The sequence below is a fragment of the Allobosea spartocytisi genome (genome assembly GCF_014764685.1).
Lineage (GTDB): Bacteria > Pseudomonadota > Alphaproteobacteria > Rhizobiales > Beijerinckiaceae > Allobosea > Allobosea spartocytisi.
In genome coordinates, this window is the sequence record NZ_JACXWY010000017.1 from 37,035 (window position 1) to 55,525 (window position 18,491).

An 18,491-nucleotide genomic window follows, 5' to 3' on the forward strand; every position below is an offset into this window, starting at 1 on the left:
CCTTGCGGTGCGCTTTGTCTCAGTCATCCCAGGCGGGCGCCCACTCGAAGCTGGAATAGCGCTGGCCGCGGGCAAGCCCGTGGATCGCAGCCATGTCTTCCGGCGACAGCTCGAAATCGAAGATCTCGAGATTGGCCCGCATGTTCTCGGGCTTGGACGAGCGCGGGATCGCGCCGACGCCATCCTGCTGGACCAGCCAGCGCAGCGTCACCTGTCCCGCCGACTTCCCGTATTTGCGGCCGAGCGCATTGAGCAGATCGTTGTCGAAGACCTTGCCGCGCGCAATCGGCTGGTAGGCGTTCAGCAGCATGCCGGCGCGCCGCATCCGGGCCAGCAGCTTCTCCTGCGACAGGAAGGGGTGATACTCGACCTGATTGCAGAACAATTCGGCCTTGTGGACCTCCAGCGCCTCGTCGAGCAGCGCGACCGGGAAGTTGCTGACGCCGATCAATCGCGTGCGTCCCTTCCGCTTCTCCTCGGCGAAGGCTGCCAGCGTCTCAGCCAGCGGAACATCCTTCGTCGGCCAGTGGACGAGCAGCAGGTCGACCTGGTCGAGCCCGAGCCGGTCGAGGCTTTCGTCGACGCGGCGATGGACGGTCTCCGGCGCGAGGTCGTTGAACCAGATCTTGGTCGTGACGAAGAGCTCGCCGCGCGGTACGCCGGAGGCGCGGATCGCCCGCCCGACCTCGGCTTCGTTGCCATAGCGGATCGCCGTATCGATCTGCCGGTAGCCGAGATCTATCGCGGTCCGGATCGCCGCCTCGCCGGCCGGGCCGGTGATCTCGAAGGTTCCGAACCCCAGCGCCGGAATGACCTCGCCCTGGATTGTCTTGGTCGTCGCTGCGATCGTGCCGGTCATGGGGCCGCTCCTCCTTGTACGAGCATCTCCGCCAGCGTGACCGTGCGGTCTTCGCGGGCGGCAAGATCGACCGCGAGCGTCGCGGCCAGCGTGGCCATGCCGTCCCGGGCGGTGATCAGCGGCTGCTGCTCCCGCCTGACGACGGCGGCGAAATGGGTAAGCTGGGCGACATAGGTCGGCAGGCCGGCAGCGCCGCGGTAATGCCGCGCCAGCGGGTGCTGCCAGTGTTCGTCGTCGCGCTCGTGACGCCACAGATACATGTCCGAGACCGACAGGGCAGCCTTGCGCCCGGCCAGGAACAGGCAAGGCCCCGGCTGCGTGGGATGGTAGAGCGCCTGGCCGGAGCTGTATTCCCAGGCCCAGGGGCTGACGGCGTTGTCGGAGATGATGAAGCTGCCCAGCGCGCCATTGGCGAAGCGAATCGAGAGACTCGCTCCATCCTCGACCGCAAAGCCGCGCGCATGGGAGGTGAAGGCGCGGATGCTGTCGATCTCGCCGACCAGATGGCGCAGGATGTCGATGTCGTGGATCAGGTTGATGAGCAGCACGCCCCCGCCGGCGCTCTTCCGCCAGGCGACGTCGAAATAGTTGGCCGGCTTGTCGAACAGCGTCATGCCGTTGACGGCGACGATGTCGCCGAGCTCGCCGGCCGCGATCGCCTGCTTCGCCGCGCGGATGTCGGGGCTGTGGCGGCGTTGATGGCCGACCAGCACCGGCACGCCGGTGCGTTCGGACGCCTCGACGATCCGGGCGGCGGAAGCGATGCTTTCCGCGATGGGCTTCTCGATCAGGCAGGCGATGCCGCGTTCGATGCAGGCCAGCGCTGCCGGGGCGTGGAGCTGGTTCGGCAGCGCGATGATCGCGCCGTCGGGGCGCAACTCGTCGAGCATGGCGACATAGTCGGACCGGTACGGCACCGACAGCCGCTCGGCCAGCTTCGCGGCCTCAGGGGAGGGGTCGCAGATGGCGGCGATGGCGATGTCGGGATGCGACGCCATCAGGTCCGCGTGCTCGCGGCCGATGAGGCCGGCTCCAAGCAGGGCGATGCGGATCATCGGGTCAGCTCTGCCATGGCGCGCAGCGCGAGCCGATAACCATAGGCGCCGAGCCCGGCGATTACGGCGGTGGCCGTCTTCGAGACCAGCGAGTTGTGGTAGATCGCCTCGCGCTGATGGATGTTCGAGATGTGCAGTTCGATCTTCGGGCGATCGAACATCTTGAGCGCGTCCAGAATCGCGATCGAGGTGAAGGTATAGCCCGCCGGATTGATGATGATGCCGGCGGCATCCTTCCGTGCGGCATGGATCGCCTCGATGATCTCGCCTTCGAAATTCGACTGGCGGAAGTCGATGGCAAGACCGAGTTCGTTTGCATCGGTCTCGCACCAGCCCCGGATCTCGTCGAGGGTGGTGCGGCCGTAGATCTCAGGCTCGCGCTGGCCGAGCAGATTGAGGTTCGGTCCGTTCAGGATGAAGATCGTTCGCATGGCGGTTCCTGGCGAGATCGGCAGCCGGACGCGGCCGCATGGATGCGGTCGCGCCTCGTCTCAAGAGGGTCGGGTGGCGCTCGGTGCGGCCCGTCACTTCACGGTGAAGGGCACGCCCTCGACGGCGGCCGGGAAGCTCGGCAGGGGCTGGGCCAGCCATTTCTCGCTGATCTTCGCGAGCCGGCCATCGGCCGCGACCTTGTCGATGAACTGGTTGAGCCAGGCATTGATCTCGGCATCGCCGAGCTTGGTGCAGATGCCCTGCCACTGCTCGTTGAAGACCAGCTTCTGCTCGTAGTCGTTGCCGGGCGAGGCCCTGTCGAGATTGATCTTGTAGGTCGTGTTGCCGCCGATCGCATCGACCTGGCCGGAGACCAGGGCCTGCATCGTCGAGCTGTCGTCGTCGAAGCGGCGGATATTGGGGACGTCGCCGAGCAGCGTCGTGATCGACTTGTCCTGCGCGGCGCCGCGCGGCACGCCGATGCGCAGGTTGCGGGCATCCTCGATGGTCTCGATCTTGTTCTTCTTGCTGGAGAGCAGGATGATCTTCAGGCCCGAATAGGGCTTCGAGAACTGCACCGCCTTGGCGCGGTCGGGATACATGCCCATCACGGCCATCTGCAGATCGACCTTGTTGGTCAGCAGGTTGGGAATGCGGGCGGCCACGGCGTTCGGCACGAACTCGACCTTGACGCCGAGCTCCTCGCCGATCAGCCGGCCCACATCGACGTCGTAGCCGATGTTCTGGCCGCTCGCGTCGATCGAGCCCCAGGGAGCCTGCTCGCCCATCACGCCGATGCGGATGACGCCCGCCTTCTTGATCTTTTCGAGCGACTGGGCGTCGGCCTGCGCGGTGGCGCCGACGAAGCCGAGCCCTGCCACCAAGGCAAATGCGGCGGCGCGAAGTGAAGAAATGCCCAACATGAATCCTCCTCTGACGTGCTGATATGTCGCCGGCTTCTTGGGCCGGCTGCCTGACCTCGAAGCGTTGCCGCTTCGATCTCTTGCCCCTCGTCGAAAGCCTGGAAGCTGAATCCGGCTTTCGGGGTCGTTCATCCCGCGCGAGCCTGTGCGCGGTTATTGCGCCTGCATATCCTCGCTGGTGAGGCTGAAGGCGGTTTCGTAGACATCGGCGCGGGGTGCCGCGAGAGCCCCGGTGGCTATCGCTAGCCGTTGTGCCTCGGGCAGGGCCGCCTCGATTCCGGCCTGGGACGCGCCTTCCAGCAGCAGCACGACGTCGAAGCCTCTCTCCGCCATCGCGCTGCGCAGCTCCGTCTCGCGGGTGCGGACGCCGGAAACCTCGCTGCGGGCGATCCCGAGATGGGCGCAGGCGACGCCGGGCAGGGCGAGCACGGCATCGACGAGGCCCTGCGCCGCCTGTCGCAGGACTGCGCCGCTGCCGGCCTCCGCGAAATCGAAGCGCAGCGTCGCCATGCTGCCGCCGTCGCCGGTCCCGGCCGACGCGACCCTGTCGCAGGCGACGCGCAGGAAATTCTGGAAGCTCGGCGCGATCTCCGCCGTCCAGCGCGTGGGATGGTTCAGCCGTTCGAGATAGGCCGGGGAGCGGAAGACCTCGACATCATCGGCCGCATAGATCGTCCCGAAGACATGGCGGGCTGCCTGCGGCGCATGCAGGCGCTTGCCGGTGCGAAAGCCGGGGATCGACAGCCGTTCCGGCATGTGCTCGCGCGTGTGCCACTCGATATAGGCTTCGTGCCCGCCTTCGGCGATATCGTGCCAGATCGCGAGAAAAGCTGATCCCTTCAGTCCCATCGTACCCGTCTCTCAGACGCTCCTGCCTGCGGGCTCTGCAATCGGCCGCTTGACAAGGAGCTCGTTTCCTCTCCAACTAACCTACTAGAATGTTAGTATGTCGAATGAGTCAAGTGCCCGTTGTCAGAAGGGCCCGGCTCCCGGGAGGATGAAATGCAGGGAAGCGAGACACCGCGCGTCGCGATCGTGACGGGAGGGGCAGGCGGGCTGGGCTTTCCGATCGCTGCGCGCCTGGCCGCGAAAGGCCACAAGGTCGCGATCTGGGACATCGACGGCGACCGCGCCGTCGCTGCGGCCGCGAAGCTGCCGGGCGCCAGGGGTTATGCGGTCGACGTGACCGACGAGAAGGCGGTCGCGGATGCGACGACCCGCGTCGTCGGAGAACTCGGCCCGCTCGGCATCCTCGTCACCTGTGCCGGCCATAACGGGCCGCTGGCCCCCTTCGCGGAGTATCCCAGCGAGGGCTGGCGCTTCGTCATGTCGCTCAATCTCGACGCCGTCTTCCATTGCTGCCAGGCGGCGGTGCGCGAGATGCTCAAGACCGGCTATGGCCGCATCGTCAACATGGCGTCGATCGCCGGCAAGGAGGGCAATCCCAACGCGGTCGCCTATTCCGCCTCCAAGGCCGGCGTGATCGGCCTGACCAAGTCGATCGGCAAGGAACTCGCGACCACGCAGATCCGGGTGAACTGCGTGACGCCGGCGGCGATCGAGACCGAGATGCTTCAGCAGCTCACGCCCGAATTCAGGGCCTATGTCGTCTCCAAGATTCCGGTCGGCCGGCTCGGACAGGCGGAGGAGGTGGCGGCGCTGGCGGGCTGGCTGGCGTCGGAGGAGTGCTCGTTCTCGACCGGCGCCGTCTTCGACGTCTCGGGCGGCCGCGCGACCTATTGAGGACGGCATGTACAAGCAGCACAGCCTGTCGCTGGCTTATCTCACCGTCCAGGGTTGCCCGCCGGTCGAGCATGTCCGCTGCGCCGCGGCGGCCGGCTACGACGCGGCCGGCCTCAGGCTGATCGCGCCGCTCGGGCTCGAGCTTGCGCATCCCATCGTCGGCGACAAGGCGCTGATCCGCGAGATCCGGACGACGGCCGCCGATCTCGGGATCGGCTTTCTCGATGGCGAGGTCTTCACCCTCCGAGCGGACACAGCGATCGAGTCCTGGCTGCCCGTCATCGAGACGGCGGCGGAATTCGGCATGCCACTGATGCAGATCACCTCGGAGGATCCCGATCTGTCGCGGGCCTCCGACAATCTCGGGCGGATCGCGGATATCGCCGGCGGGCACGGCATCGCGATCGCGATCGAGTTCATGCGCTGGCGCGCCGCGGCGACCATCGAGGATGCGGCGCAGCTCGCTGCCGCGCCAGGACGCGAGAATGTCGGGATCCTGCTCGACGCCTTGCATCTGTCGCGCTCGGGCGGCGGGCCGGCGGCGGTCGCGGCGCTGCGGGACAAGGTGCTCTATCTCCAGCTCTGCGATGCTCCCGTGAGCCAACCGGTCGACGATGCGGGCCGCATCGCGGAAGCGCGGGGCGCGCGCATGATCCCGGGCGAAGGCGGCCTGTGGCTGGGGGAACTGATGGCGGAGCTGCCGCCGGACATCGCGATCAGCGTCGAGACGCCGCATCGCGGCGACGCGTCGTTGAGCTTTGTGGAAAAGGCGCGCCGGGGCATCGCCGGAACGCGCAATTTCCTCGATTCGCTTTAGGTTCGGAGCAGGATGCGAAAAAGTGGGAACCGGTTTTTCGCGACTATCCTGCTCCAACTCTTAGGTGAGAGACGGATTCAGATTTCAAATGGGATCACCTCGTGATCCCATTTGAAATCATCCGGCTCTAGCGGCGGATACCGCGCGCCGAGGCGTGCCGCCGGGGACAGGCCGGGCATCGCCCGGCCCCAGTGGCCAGGAAGGAGATGTGGCGAGGTGGGTGCAAGACAGCGGGGAGGTCTGACCTTGCGCGTGACCGAACGCCTGCGTCAGGCGATCGTCGACGGCGAGGTCGAGCTGGGCGATGCGCTCTCGGAGGACAAGCTCGCGACCAGGCTCGGCGTCAGCCGCAGCCCGGTGCACGAAGCCTTGACGGCGCTTGAGCAGCAGGGGCTGATCGACATCAAGCCGCAGCGCGGCAGCTTCGTCTTCCTACCGACAAAGGAGGACATCGAGAATCTCTGCGAGTTCCGGCTGATGATCGAGGCGGAGGCGCTGCGTCTGGCCATGCGGCGCCGGCGTGACGAGACGCTCGCCGCGCTGAAGGCGGCCGCGCAGGGCATGCAGGAGGCCGTCCTCGCCGGCGATCATCTGCGCAGCTCGCACGGGGATACGGCGTTCCATGGCGTGTCGATCGAGAACAGCGGCAACAGCTACCTGATCAATGCCTATCGGCTCGTCTCGGGAAAGGTCGCGGCGCTGCGCTCGCACCGCTCCACGGATGCGATCCGCGGCGAAGCGAGCGCCGAGCATTTCGAGATCATCGCCAGGCTGGAAGAGGATGATCTGCCGGCGGCGCTCGAGGCGCTCTCGAACCACATCCTGAAGATGGCGAAACGCTACAGCGTCGAGCCGTCGCAGGAGCGCGTGGCGACGAGCCGGGCCTCGCGAAGCCCGTCGCTGGAGCATTTCGCCCCGCTTTTGGACTGATCGAAGCCGGTTTTGCCGTGACGGCGGCAGAATGTGCGGCCGGACGCTTCCACCGGTCCCTCCGAAGCCTGCGCCCTGCCTTGCGTAGGGACCGGTCAAAGTGACGCTTTGCGCTCTGCCCCGGATTCGCGCAGCATGGCGCGATCGTGAAAGGGCGTCATTTGCTGCAACCGAGACATGGGCGCTTCGATGTCAGCCGGGCCGAGCTGTGGGCCGATGGCGTGGTCCATGCGCTCGGGATCGCGCTCGGCCTCGCCGCGGTGACGGCACTCATCCTGCGCGTGCTCGTGGCGGCGCCGTCGGCCGATCTCGTCCCTGTCGCGATCTACGGCGCCGCGTTGCTGGCCGTGCTGATCGTTTCGGCGATCTACAATCTATGGCCGGTTTCGCCGATGAAGTGGCTGATCCGGCGCTTCGACCATTCGGCGATCTATGTGCTGATCGCGGGAACCTATACGCCCTTCCTGATGAAGCTCGGCTCGAGCCTCATGGCGCAGATCCTGCTCGCCGTGGTCTGGGCCGCGTCGGTCCTGGGCGTCGTGCTGAAGCTCGCCTTTCCCGGCCGGCTCGATCGGCTTTCGATCGTGCTCTATCTCGTCATCGGCTGGAGCGGCATCCTGCTGTGGCAGAGCATCGCCGAGCTGCCGGCGACCAGCCTGTGGCTCATGCTCGCGGGTGGTCTGCTCTACTCGATCGGCGTCATCTTCCACGTCTGGGAAAGCCTGCCCTTCCAGAATGCGATCTGGCACGGCTTCGTGCTCGTGGCCTCCGGCTGCTTCTACGGGGCCGTCTTCCGGGCCTATGCGGTCGTTTCCGGAGCCTGAGCCGTCCCGCGGGCAAAGCTCCGCAATCGGGCGTTGCGGCCGGTCGCTCACCGCCGAAAGCTGGCATTCTTCGTGCTAAGTCTCTTCATGTAGGATGGAGGCCGGCCAGAACGCAGCTCGGCCGCCCGCGTCCGGATGTCTCTGAAGCGAGGTGAGGCCATGGCCTACCGCATGGCGGTCGGAAATCAGAACTGGGCCTTCGCCGATCTGAAGGAGGTGATGGCGAAAGCCACGCCCCTGCGCTCCGGCGACATGCTCGCCGGGATCGCCGCCGGTTCGGCGGAGGAATGCGTGGCGGCGAAGCTCTGCCTCGCCGAGGTGCCGCTCAAGGCCTTTCTCACCGAGACCTTCGTTCCCTATGAGAGCGACGAGGTCACGCGATTGATCCTGGATCGTCACGATGCCCAGGCCTTCGCGCCGGTCGCGCATATGACCGTCGGCGATTTTCGCGACTTCCTGCTCTCCGAGAGCGCCGATACCCGGATGCTGGCGGCGCTGGCGAAAGGCATCACGCCGGAGATGGCCGCCGCCGTCTCCAAGCTGATGCGCAATCAGGATCTCATCCTGGCGGCGAGCAAATGCCGGGTGGTCACGCGGTTCCGCAACACGATCGGCTTGCCCCGCAGGCTTTCCGTCCGCCTGCAGCCCAACCACCCGACCGATGACCGGCGCGGCATCGCGGCTTCCGTCGTCGACGGGCTGATGTATGGCTGCGGCGACGCGGTCATCGGCGTCAATCCGGCCTCGGATTCGGTGGAGGTCATGGCCGATCTGGCGCGGCTCTTCGAGGAGATCATCGGGAAGCTGGAGATACCGACCCAATCCTGCATCCTGACCCATGTGACGACGACGATCGGCCTGATCGAGAAGGGCCTGCCGATCGACCTCGTCTTTCAGTCGATCGCGGGAACCGAAGCGGCCAACCGCTCCTTCGGCGTCGATCTGGCCGTCTTGGCCGAAGGGCGTGAGGCCGCCCTCGCGCTGAAGCGCGGCACGCTCGGCGACAATGTCATGTATTTCGAGACGGGGCAGGGCTCGGCGCTCTCGGCCGGGGCGCATCACGGCGTCGACCAGCAGACGCTGGAAGCGCGAGCCTATGCGGTGGCGCGCGCCTTCTCCCCGCTCCTGGTCAATACCGTCGTCGGCTTCATTGGCCCGGAATACCTCTATGACGGCAAGCAGATCATCCGGGCCGGGCTCGAGGACCATTTCTGCGGCAAGCTGCTCGGCCTGCCGATGGGCTGCGACATCTGCTACACCAACCATGCCGAAGCCGATCAGGACGATATGGACACGCTCCTGACCCTGCTGGCGACATCGGGGATCAACTTCGTCATGGGCGTGCCGGGTGCCGACGACGTGATGCTGAACTACCAGTCGACCTCCTTCCACGACCAGCTTTACGTCCGGGAGCTGCTGGGGCTCGGCCGCGCCCCGGAGTTCGAGGCCTGGCTGCAGCAGGTCGGGATCACCGACGCGACCGGCCGGCTGCGTGCCGAGCCGGGGGCGCTGCCGCTGCTCTCCCGCTCGATCGGTCTGGCGGCATGAGCGAGCGCGACCGTGGCGAGATGGAGCGTGGAAAGAAGGCCGATGCCCTGTGGTCGCGGCTCGCCGAGCTGACCCCGGCGCGGGTCGCGCTCGGCCGCGTCGGCGCGAGCCTGCCGACACGCGAGGTTCTGCGCTTCCAGATGGCTCATGCGGCCGCGCGCGATGCGGTCCATATCGCCCTCGATATCGACGCCCTCGAAGCCGAGGTGAAGGCGCTCGGAAGCTCCTGCCTGCGGGTCAGGTCGGATGCAACGCAGCGCGATCTCTATCTGCGGCGTCCCGATCTCGGCCGGCGGCTGGATCAAGCCAGCGCGACACGGCTCGACGGCGCGGCGAAGCATGGCTGCGATCTGGTCATCGTCATCGGGGACGGCCTGTCCTCGCGGGCCGTGGCCGGCAACGCGCCGCCTCTCCTCGCGCATCTTCTCGCCTATTGCGCGCATCTGGGGCTGAGCGTCGCGCCGGTCGTGCTGGCGGAAGGCGCCCGTGTCGCCCTTGGAGATGAGATTGGCGAGCGGCTGGCGGCACGCATGAGCCTCGTCCTGATCGGGGAGCGGCCCGGCCTTTCCGCGCCCGACAGCCTGGGCGCCTATCTTACCCTGTCGCCGCGGCGGGGCTTGAGCGACGCCAGCCGGAACTGCGTGTCCAATATCCGTCCGGGCGGCCTCGACAGCGAAGCGGCGGCCTACAAGATCGCCTGGCTGATGAAGCGCGCCTTCGCGCTGAACGTCACCGGCACGCGCCTCAAGGATGAAAGCGACCGGGAACCGGAGCCGGAGATCGTTCGGCTGTCGGTACGACCGACGAGCGCATGATCCAGCGTCTCGCAGGCGTGCGGGAAGGCCGGAGCGCCTCGAGCGACGATGCGATGGCGAGGGGTGCGGCGGGTACCTGCGTCACATCGATTGTTGCTAAGTCGCACTGCAGCATTTAAGCGGCCTGAATGGCCCCAAAGACGTTGGTCATCTTTGATTTCGATGGAACCCTCGCGACCAGCGTGGAGTGGTTCTATGGCGTCCTCAACGAGGTCGCTCAGCGCTATCGCTTTCGGCAAACGACGGAAGAGGAGCGCGAGCAGCTCCGGCGGCAGACCCCGTTGCAGATTCTGGAGACGCTCGGCGTTCCAAAATGGAAACTGCCGATCATCGCGAGGCATATGCGCAGCCTGGCCTCCGAGAATCTGGATCAGATCGAGCTCTATGCCTGGGTCGGTGGCCTCCTGGCCTTGTTGAAGGGGCAGGGGCTGCATCTGGCGATCGTCACCTCCAATAGCGAAGAGAATGTCCGCGCCCTGCTCGGCCGATCGGCCGCATTGATCGATGTCTATGAGAGCGGGGCGTCGCTTTTCGGCAAGTCGGCGAAATTCAAGCGCGTGCTGAAGCAGCTGAAGCTGATGCCGGTGCAGGCGATATCCGTCGGCGACGAGGTTCGCGATGTCGAGGCGGCCCGGCGCGCCGGCATCGACTGCATCGCGGTCGGGTGGGGCCTTTCCCATCCCGACGCGCTCCTGGCCGCGAAGGCGGGCGCTCTCGCGACAACGCCCGAGGAGCTGACGGCACTTCTGCTCGCCCGGTAGAGCATTTTCGAGCGAAGTGGACACCGGTTCGCGTGAAGAAAATGCGATAGAGCATCTCTGCGATTCGGAGAAACGCGGAAATGTTCTAGATCGCCGCGTCTCCTGCCGGGCGCGATAACCTGCCGGGTGGCTCGAGCCGTGACGTCGCCCGCCGCATCAGGTCGAGAAGGTGAAGGGCTGCTGGCGTGAGCGGCAGATCGGCCCGGCGCACGACCACGAGCGCCGGAGCCGTCAGCGCCTCGGCGATCTTGATCGTGGTCAGGGCCTGTCCGGTCATCTCGAAATCCTGCCATTGGCCCGGCACCATCGCGAGCAGGTCGGTGTTGGCGAGGCAGGTCAGCAAGGTCAGGGCGGACTGGCTGCGCACGGCCAGATGCGGCGCCGGCAGGTCGTGGCGCGCGAAGAACGCGTTGATCTCGGCGCTGTCGTCTGCCGTGATCGATGTCGTCACCCAATCCTGCCCGACGAGATCGCGCAGTGACGTCGCGCCCGCCAGCGGATGCCCGGTCCGGCAGAGCACGACGCGCCGGTTCTGGAACAGCACTTCGAGGCTGAGCTCGGGGACAGATTGCGCCCCACCCTCCGGGCCGATGTAGAAATCGACGGAGCCGTCCCGCAGCCTTGTTTCGAGCGTGGGATAGAAGCCTTCGATGATATGCAGCTTGATGTTCGGATAGCGCTGGCGGAAGGGCCGCAGGCTCGACGGCAGCAGCGCCAGATGCGCGGCGATCGAAAGCCCGACCGTCACGGTGCCGGTGCCGGCGCCGCGCAACTGCTCCATCTCCTCGCGCGTGCGCCGGATCTCCGACAGGATCGAACGCGCACGCGTGATGAAGGCCTGGCCGAAAGGGGTGGCGACGACACCACGCGCGCGGCGTTCGAACAAGGGCGCGCCCAACTCGCGTTCGAGCAGCGCGAGGCTGCGCGTCAGTGCCGGCTGCGCCACGCGCAGATGGCGCGATGCCGCCCGGACGCTGCCGCGCTCGGCGATCGCGACGACCTCCTCGAAATGATGAAGCTTCATCCTCGCGTCTCCCTCGCGAAGAGCCTCAAGCGATATCAGATGATGATCGCTCCGGCATTCTTGTCATCTGTTCAGGTATATCTCCCTCCGCTAGCTCTGTTCCACCGAAAACGCAGGCGCCGCGCCCTCCGGGGAAGAATGGCACCGCAGGAGGAACGCATGGACATCATCAAGCCCGCCTTCCATCACGTCACCTTCAAGACCAGCCGGCTCGCCGAAATGGTCGCCTGGTATGGCCGAGTCGTCGGCGCCACGCCGAATTTCCAGGATGCGAACAATGCCTGGACCACCAATGACGCGGCCAATCACCGCGTCGCCTTCCTGTCGGCGCCCGGGCTCGGCGACGACCCCGACAAGCGCAGCCATAACGGCATGCATCACAGCGCCTTCGAATATGAGAGTTTCGACGATTTGATGTCGTCCTATGCCCGGCTGCGCGACGAGGGCATCCTGCCGGCCTTCAGCCTCGACCACGGCATGACGATCTCGATCTATTACCGCGATCCCGAGGGCAATTTCGTCGAGCTGCAATGCGATACCTACGGCGACTGGAAGCAGTCCAGCGAGTGGATGCGGACCTCGACGGACTTCAAGGCCAATCCGATCGGCACCTTCTTCGACCCCGAGCGCGTCTACCAGGCCCATAGGGCGGGTTCGGGCTTCGATGCGCTGCATGCCGGCATGCGCAAGGGCGACTACGAGCCGGCGGGCGCGCCGCCCGATCTCGGGCTGCCGGTCTGACGGCGGGCGGAGGTTCGTCCGCGATGACGCTGTCGTTGAACCCAGAGGATCGTGCGGCGATCGAGGATCTGATCCAGCGCCATGCCTGGCTGATCGACCATGGCGAGGCGGATCGCATCGGCGCGCTCTTCACGGAGGATGCCGGGCTCTATGGCGTCGGCCCGGACAAGCTCGGGCGTGCCGCCATCGCGACATGGGGTGCGGAACGTGCCGCAATGCGCGAGCGCCGCTCCCGCCATGTCCAGAGCAACATCCTGATCGAACCGGTCTCGTCCGACGCGGCGCACGGCTGCGTCGTGCTGACGCTCTATCGCCATGACGGGCCGGGGCCGGGTGCGGCCGCGCCGTTCCTGATCTGCGAATACGCCGACCGCTATCGCAAGGAGCCGGACGGGGCCTGGCGCTTCGCCGAGCGACGCCTCGCCGTGCTTTTCGGCGAAGCCTGACACCGATCGCTTCCGCTCCGGCCGCAGTGGCGACCGGTGCCTTTTACCCCATTGGAAGGAGAGCCTTCATGCGTCTCGCCACCATTCTTCGCGACGGCAAGGCCCGGCTCGCGGCTTATCGCGGCCAGGATCTCATCGATCTCTCGGAAGCCGGTTCCGGCCTGCCGGGGTCCATGCTCGCTTTCGTCGAAGGCGGGGAGGCGGCGCGGGCGGCCATCGCCGCCGCGCTCGACAAGGCGCCTTCATCGGCGCTGCTCGACCCGGAGCGGACGACCTTCCTGCCGGTGCTGTCCCGCCCCGGCAAGATCATCTGCGTCGGCCTGAACTATGCCGACCATTCGGCCGAGAGCGGCTTCAAGCAGCCGGATTATCCGACGCTGTTCGGCCGCTTCTCGACGACGCTGATCGGCCACCGCGCACCGATGATCCGCCCGAACCTCTCCGATCAGCTCGATTACGAGGGCGAGATCGCGGCGGTGATCGGCCGGCGCGCCAAGCATGTTCCGAAGGCCCGTGCGCTCGACCATGTCGCCGGCTACGCCGTCTTCAACGAAGGCTCGGTGCGCGAATACCAGTTCAAGGCGCCGCAATGGACCGTCGGCAAGAACTTCGACGGAACCGGCGCCTTCGGACCGGCGCTGGTCACGGCCGATGAATTGCCGCCGGGCGCCAGGGGATTGAAGCTCGAGACCCGGCTCAACGGCCAGACCGTCCAGAGCGCCTCGACCGACAGCATGGTCTTCGACGTGGCGAGCCTGATTGCGATCATCAGCGAGGCGATCACGCTGGAGCCGGGCGACGTCATCGTCACCGGGACGCCGGCCGGCGTCGGCGTGGCGCGCAAGCCGCCGCTCTTCATGAAGCCGGGCGATGTCTGCGAGGTCGAGGTCGAGGGCATCGGCCTGCTGGTCAACCCGATTGCCCAGGAAGAAGCCGTGCGGAGCGCCGCCTGAACGGGCGGGCGGTGCGGTGCAGGACAGAAGGAGCGCGCGGTGAAAGACAGCGGTTGGGATGTCGACGTGCTGATTGCCGGCGCCGGCCCGGTGGGGCTGGCCGCCGCCATCGAGCTCGGCCGCCGCGGCATCCGTTGCCTCGTGGTCGAGCGCAACGACCGCGTCGGCTATGCGCCGCGCGCCAAAACGACGAATGTCCGCACGCGCGAGCATCTGCGTCGCTGGGGGATCGCGGACAGGCTGCGCGAGGTCTCGCCGATCCCGCGCGATTATCCCTCGAACGTCGTCTTCGCCACGCGGATGACCGGCTCCGGGCTCGCGCGCTTCGAGAATGCGTTGAACGGCAGCCCGGCGCGCAACGACCTCTATTCGGAATCGGCGCAATGGGTGCCGCAATATGTGCTGGAAGAAGTCCTGCGTGAGCATGCCGCCTCGCTGCCCGGCGTGACGATCCGCTTCAGCACCGAACTGACCGCCTTCGAGCAGGACGGCAGCGGCGTCACGGGTGAGCTGAAGGATCTCGTGACCGGGGCGGTCCGCCGCGTCAGGAGTTCCTACCTGATCGGCGCCGATGGCGCGCGCAGCCTGGTCCGCGATGCGATCGGCGCGGTGATGACCGGCGACCGGGCCTATTCGCGCAACTACAACATCATCTTCCGCGCGCCCGACCTCGCCCGCCGCCACGCGCATGGCGAGGCGATCATGTACTGGATGGTCAATGAGGAATTGCCCTCGCTGCTCGGCCCGATGGACGGCGAGGGCTTGTGGTTCTTCATGGTCACCAAGCTCGCCAATGACGTCGATCCGGCGAGCGTCGACCCGGTCGCGCTGATCAGGCAAGGCACGGGCCTCCATGACCTCGCAATCGAGATCGTCGGCAAGGATCCCTGGGTGGCGCACAAGCTCGTCGCCGATCGCTACGACAAGGGCCGCGTCTTCCTGGCGGGCGATGCCTGCCATCTGCATCCGCCCTTCGGCGGCTTCGGGATGAATATGGGCATCGGCGATGCCGTTGATCTCGGCTGGAAGCTCGCGGCCACGCTCCAGGGCTGGGGCGGGCCGGAACTGCTGGCGAGCTACGAGGCCGAGCGGCGCAAGGTGCATGAGCGCACCATCGCGGAAGCGGTGATCAATTACGGCGTGCTCAGCAACCAGCTCGTCCGGCCGGGGCTGGAGGATCCGGGGCCACTCGGCGAGGCGACGCGCCGCGAGGTCGGCGAGATCATCGAGGCGACCAAGCTGCGCGAATTCCGGACGCTCGGCATCGTGCTGGGCTCGCGCTACGAGGATTCGCCGATCATCGTTTCCGATGGCAGCGAGCCGCCACCGGAGCATTTCATGCTCTATGTGCCCTCGGCCCATCCCGGCTGCCTTGCCCCGCATCTCTGGCTGGCCGACGACTCGTCGCTCTATGACCATTTCGGAGATGGGTTCACGCTGCTGGTCACGGCGGGCGAGGCCGGGCAGGCGGCGGATTTCTCTGCCAGGGCCGCGGCTCTGGACATCCCGCTGACGGTTCTCGCTCCGGCCGACCGGCGTCTGCCGGCGCGTTATGGCGCGCGTTTCGCCCTGATCCGGCCCGACCAGCACGTCGCCTGGCGCGGCGACGCCCTGCCGGCCGATGCGGCGGGGCTGCTCGCCCATGTCACCGGCACCATCGAAAAGGGAGCCGTCACGCCGGTATCCGCGACGGCAGCCTGAAGACCCAACGATAAAACAACCGGGGAGGAAACGATGATACGAGGAGTGGTGGGCGCCCTGCTGGGTGCGCTGTTCAGCCTGTCCTTGTCGGTGGCGGCATTCGCGCAAACCATCGAGCTCAAGGTCTCGCATTACCTGCCGCCGAACCATCAGCTTCACAAGAAACTGGAGGAATGGGGCGAGGAACTCGCCAAGCGCTCGAACGGTCGGCTCAAGCTGACCATCTTCCCGGCGGCGCAGATGGGGCCGATGCCGCGGCAATACGACCTCGCCCGCACCGGCGTCGCCGATATCGCCTTCTTCCTGCATGGCGCGCTGCCTGGCCGCTTCCCGCTGACCGAGATCACCCAGCTCCCTTATGTCTTCAATCGGGGTGAGGGCGCTGCCTCGAAGGCGATCAGCACGGCAGAGGCATCCGCGATCGTGACGGGGATGGCCGACGATCTCGCCGCCGAGCACGAGGGCACCAAGCTGCTCTATTTCATCGCGACGCCGACAGTGAGCCTGTTCTTCAACAAGGGCGCGGTGCGCGATCCCGCAGGCGTGCGCGGCCTGCGCATCCGGCACAACGGGCCGATCGCCTCGGCGATCATCGAGGCCTGGGGCGGTAGCCCCGCCGCCGTCGCGCCGGCCGAACTCTCGGACGCGCTCGCCAAGGGCACGATCGCGGGGATGCTGTTCAACTACGAGGCCGCCAAATCCTTCCAGATGGCCGAGAGCATCAAGTCGGTGACGCCGGTCAAGGCTTCCGCCGGCACTTTCGCGCTGGTCATGAACGCCGAACGCTACAAATCGCTGCCGGAGGACCTGCGCAAGCTCATCGACGAGACCACCGGCCCGGAAGCCGCCCGCAAGATCGGCGCGCTCTATGACGCGGCGGAGGATGAGGGCGAGGCTTATTTGCGTGCGGCCAAGGTCGATATCCTCGACCTGACGCCGGCCGAGCGCGCCGCCTTCGAGGAGAAGACCAAGCCGCTGGCCGCGACCTTCCTGGCCAAGGCCGAAGCGAAGAACCCGAAGGCGCGCGGCTTCTACGAGCGGCTGCGCGCCGCCGTGGGGAGGGCGCAGTGAACGGTCGCGCGGGTTCGCGGCTCGATCCCGCCCGCCTTCTCACCCTTTGCGGCGCGATAGCCCTCGCCGTGATGCTGTTCTGGACGATGTTCGACATCGGCGGGCGCCTCGCCTTCAACCGGCCGATCCACGGCACGCTCGATCTCGTCGAGGTCACGCTGGTGCTCGTCGCCTTTCTCGCGCTGCCGGAGTGCTTCCGGCGCGACGAACTGATCAAGGTCGATCTCTTCGACACGATGGTGAGCCCGCGCACGCTCGGGCGCATGACCCTGATCGGGGAGATCGCGACCTTGGCCTTCCTCGGCCTGCTGATCGCCACGCTGTGGCAGCCGCTCGCGGATGCCTATCGTTTCGGCGATCAGAAGCCCGATCTGCCGGTTCCGATCTGGACCTTGCTGCTGACGATCGAGTTGGCCCTCGTCGTGTCCATGCTCGTCGTCCTGCGCCGGATCGGCTCGCAAATCAGGGCCGCCCTGCAGCCGCCGGGCGCCGAGACGCAGGCCCCAACCCTCCACCGCCACGAGGAGGCCACCCCATGAGCGCGACCTCGATCGGCCTGATCGGCATGGCGACGCTCGTCGGCATGATCCTCGCCCGCATCCCCGTCGCGGTCGCGCTCGGCCTCGTCGGCTTCGTCGGCTATGCTGCGATCGACGGTTTCGCCAAGGCGCGGCTCGTCTTCGGCGCGGTGCCGCTCGAACTCTCCTCGGCCTATGCGCTCTCGGTGCTGCCGCTGTTCACGCTGATGGGCGCACTCGCGACCATGGCCGGGCTTTCGGGCGATCTCTTCCGCGCCAGCAATGCCGTCTTCGCCGGCATGCGCGGCTCGCTCGCCATGGCGGCGGTCGGTGCCTCGGCGGCCTTCGGCGCGGTCTGCGGCTCTTCGCTGGCGACGGCGGCGACGATGAGCCGGATCTCGATCCCGCAAATGCTGAAAGCGGGCTATTCGCCCGCGCTCGCCGCAGGCGTCGTCGCCGCCGGCGGGACGCTCGGCATCCTGATCCCGCCATCGCTGATCCTGATGATCTACGGCATCATCGCGCAGCTCTCGATCATCAAGCTCTTCGCCGCAGCGCTCATTCCCGGCCTCGTTCTGACCGCGCTGTACCTCGCCACCGTCGCGATCTGGGTTTGGCTCAAGCCCGAGGCGGCACCGCGCCTGCCGACGGACGGGCGGGCCCAGTCCTTCCGCCTGGTTCTCTCGATCTGGGACGTCGTCCTGCTGTTCGCGGTCACCTTCGGCGGCATCTATCTGGGCTGGTTCAGCCCGACCGAGGCTGCCGCCGTCGGCGCTTTCGGTGCGCTCCTGCTCGGGCTGCTGCGGCGTGGCTTCAAGCCCGGCGATGTCGGCACCGCCTTCACCGAGACGACACGGATCACCGCCAATCTCGTCCTGATCGTGCTGGGATCGACGATCTTTTCCTATTTCGTCGTCCAGACCGGCATGGCCCAATCCGTGGTCCGGGGCATCAATGCCCTCGGCCTGCCGCCGCTGGCTGTCATGCTGCTGCTCGTCGCCTTCTACGTCTTCCTCGGCTGCTTCCTCGAAGGGATCGGCATGGTGCTGGTGACGGTGCCGGTGCTGCTGCCGCTCGTGCTGTCGACGGGCTACGATCCGATCTGGTTCGGCGTCCTGCTGGTCATCGTCGTCGAGATCGGGCTGATCCACCCGCCGGTCGGGATGAACCTCTTCGTCATCCGCACGCAGGCGCCGGAGATCGGCCTGGGCGCGATGTATCGCGGGGTCCTGCCGTTCCTGGTCGCGCCTTTCGTGCTGATCGCGCTGCTGCTCGCCTGGCCCGAACTTGCGCTCTGGCTGCCGCGCCATCTCGGGGGGCCGTGACGTTC

At 66.9% G+C, this 18,491-nt stretch carries 20 protein-coding genes; 14 read left to right on the forward strand and 6 right to left on the reverse strand.

The genetic code is table 11. The annotated features are described in order from the left end of the window. Positions 1-19 precede the first annotated feature (19 nt). The 5 genes from IED13_RS21635 to IED13_RS21655 all read right to left on the reverse strand — a co-directional run bounded on the left by IED13_RS21635 (position 20) and on the right by IED13_RS21655 (position 4,118). A complete protein-coding gene (locus IED13_RS21635; RefSeq protein WP_191125431.1) occupies positions 20-859 on the reverse strand; it encodes an aldo/keto reductase in 840 nt (279 codons plus the stop codon). Continuing rightward, positions 856-1,914 carry a Gfo/Idh/MocA family protein gene (locus IED13_RS21640; protein WP_191125432.1) on the reverse strand — a complete coding sequence of 353 codons (1,059 nt, stop codon included), beginning with the start codon at positions 1,912-1,914 and terminating at the stop codon, positions 856-858. The genes IED13_RS21635 and IED13_RS21640 overlap by 4 nt, the downstream gene beginning before the upstream one ends. Next, complete coding sequence (gene aroQ, locus IED13_RS21645) at positions 1,911-2,345, reverse strand: type II 3-dehydroquinate dehydratase (protein WP_191125433.1); 435 nt, start codon at positions 2,343-2,345, stop codon at positions 1,911-1,913. The genes IED13_RS21640 and aroQ overlap by 4 nt, the downstream gene beginning before the upstream one ends. A 93-nt stretch (positions 2,346-2,438) precedes the next feature. After that, a complete protein-coding gene (locus tag IED13_RS21650; protein ID WP_038357674.1) occupies positions 2,439-3,269 on the reverse strand; it encodes a transporter substrate-binding domain-containing protein in 831 nt (276 codons plus the stop codon). 153 nt (positions 3,270-3,422) lie between these two features. Further along, positions 3,423-4,118 (reverse strand): hypothetical protein, encoded by a 696-nt coding sequence (locus tag IED13_RS21655; protein ID WP_191125434.1) that lies wholly within the window; start codon positions 4,116-4,118, stop codon positions 3,423-3,425. A 153-nt stretch (positions 4,119-4,271) separates the two neighbouring features. On the opposite strand from IED13_RS21655, the gene IED13_RS21660 reads away from it, so the two are divergent. The 7 genes from IED13_RS21660 to IED13_RS21690 all read left to right on the forward strand — a co-directional run bounded on the left by IED13_RS21660 (position 4,272) and on the right by IED13_RS21690 (position 10,707). After that, complete coding sequence (locus IED13_RS21660) at positions 4,272-5,012, forward strand: SDR family NAD(P)-dependent oxidoreductase (RefSeq protein ID WP_038357675.1); 741 nt, start codon at positions 4,272-4,274, stop codon at positions 5,010-5,012. A gap of 7 nt (positions 5,013-5,019) precedes the next feature. Next, the gene (locus tag IED13_RS21665) at positions 5,020-5,829 is read left to right on the forward strand and encodes a sugar phosphate isomerase/epimerase family protein (RefSeq protein ID WP_191125435.1); all 810 of its coding nucleotides are present in this window, start codon (positions 5,020-5,022) and stop codon (positions 5,827-5,829) included. 252 nt (positions 5,830-6,081) lie between these two features. Further along, positions 6,082-6,759, forward strand: coding sequence for a GntR family transcriptional regulator (locus IED13_RS21670; RefSeq protein WP_260368461.1), 678 nt, complete (start codon positions 6,082-6,084; stop codon positions 6,757-6,759). Positions 6,760-6,920: 161 nt separating this feature from the next. After that, on the forward strand, positions 6,921-7,583 hold the full coding sequence (gene trhA / locus IED13_RS21675; RefSeq protein WP_210323712.1) for a PAQR family membrane homeostasis protein TrhA: 663 nt from the start codon (positions 6,921-6,923) through the stop codon (positions 7,581-7,583). Between the two features lie 159 nt (positions 7,584-7,742). Continuing rightward, complete coding sequence (locus IED13_RS21680) at positions 7,743-9,131, forward strand: ethanolamine ammonia-lyase subunit EutB (RefSeq protein ID WP_191125436.1); 1,389 nt, start codon at positions 7,743-7,745, stop codon at positions 9,129-9,131. After that, positions 9,128-9,946: an ethanolamine ammonia-lyase subunit EutC gene (gene eutC / locus IED13_RS21685; RefSeq protein ID WP_191125437.1), complete on the forward strand. Its 819-nt coding sequence runs from the start codon at positions 9,128-9,130 to the stop codon at positions 9,944-9,946. The genes IED13_RS21680 and eutC overlap by 4 nt, the downstream gene beginning before the upstream one ends. A 128-nt stretch (positions 9,947-10,074) precedes the next feature. Then, a complete protein-coding gene (locus IED13_RS21690) occupies positions 10,075-10,707 on the forward strand; it encodes an HAD-IA family hydrolase (protein WP_038357681.1) in 633 nt (210 codons plus the stop codon). A gap of 85 nt (positions 10,708-10,792) precedes the next feature. Here IED13_RS21690 and IED13_RS21695 read toward each other — a convergent pair whose 3' ends face one another. Then, positions 10,793-11,731 (reverse strand): LysR substrate-binding domain-containing protein, encoded by a 939-nt coding sequence (locus IED13_RS21695; RefSeq protein ID WP_191125438.1) that lies wholly within the window; start codon positions 11,729-11,731, stop codon positions 10,793-10,795. A gap of 159 nt (positions 11,732-11,890) precedes the next feature. On the opposite strand from IED13_RS21695, the gene IED13_RS21700 reads away from it, so the two are divergent. The 7 genes from IED13_RS21700 (at position 11,891) to IED13_RS21730 (ending at position 18,486) form a co-directional block, all read left to right on the forward strand. Beyond that, complete coding sequence (locus tag IED13_RS21700; protein ID WP_208112960.1) at positions 11,891-12,472, forward strand: VOC family protein; 582 nt, start codon at positions 11,891-11,893, stop codon at positions 12,470-12,472. 23 nt (positions 12,473-12,495) lie between these two features. Then, a complete protein-coding gene (locus tag IED13_RS21705) occupies positions 12,496-12,918 on the forward strand; it encodes a nuclear transport factor 2 family protein (RefSeq protein ID WP_051987371.1) in 423 nt (140 codons plus the stop codon). A 68-nt stretch (positions 12,919-12,986) separates the two neighbouring features. After that, complete coding sequence (locus IED13_RS21710) at positions 12,987-13,871, forward strand: fumarylacetoacetate hydrolase family protein (RefSeq protein ID WP_113252885.1); 885 nt, start codon at positions 12,987-12,989, stop codon at positions 13,869-13,871. Positions 13,872-13,910: 39 nt separating this feature from the next. Continuing rightward, positions 13,911-15,572: an FAD-dependent monooxygenase gene (locus tag IED13_RS21715; protein WP_191125439.1), complete on the forward strand. Its 1,662-nt coding sequence runs from the start codon at positions 13,911-13,913 to the stop codon at positions 15,570-15,572. Positions 15,573-15,605: 33 nt separating this feature from the next. After that, positions 15,606-16,643 (forward strand): TRAP transporter substrate-binding protein, encoded by a 1,038-nt coding sequence (locus IED13_RS21720; protein ID WP_081925031.1) that lies wholly within the window; start codon positions 15,606-15,608, stop codon positions 16,641-16,643. Next, positions 16,640-17,182, forward strand: a complete 543-nt coding sequence (locus tag IED13_RS21725) for a TRAP transporter small permease (RefSeq protein WP_191125440.1) — start codon at positions 16,640-16,642, stop codon at positions 17,180-17,182. Before IED13_RS21720 ends, IED13_RS21725 begins: the two co-directional genes overlap by 4 nt. Further along, positions 17,179-18,486, forward strand: coding sequence for a TRAP transporter large permease (locus IED13_RS21730; RefSeq protein ID WP_191125441.1), 1,308 nt, complete (start codon positions 17,179-17,181; stop codon positions 18,484-18,486). The genes IED13_RS21725 and IED13_RS21730 overlap by 4 nt, the downstream gene beginning before the upstream one ends. Positions 18,487-18,491: the final 5 nt, after the last annotated feature.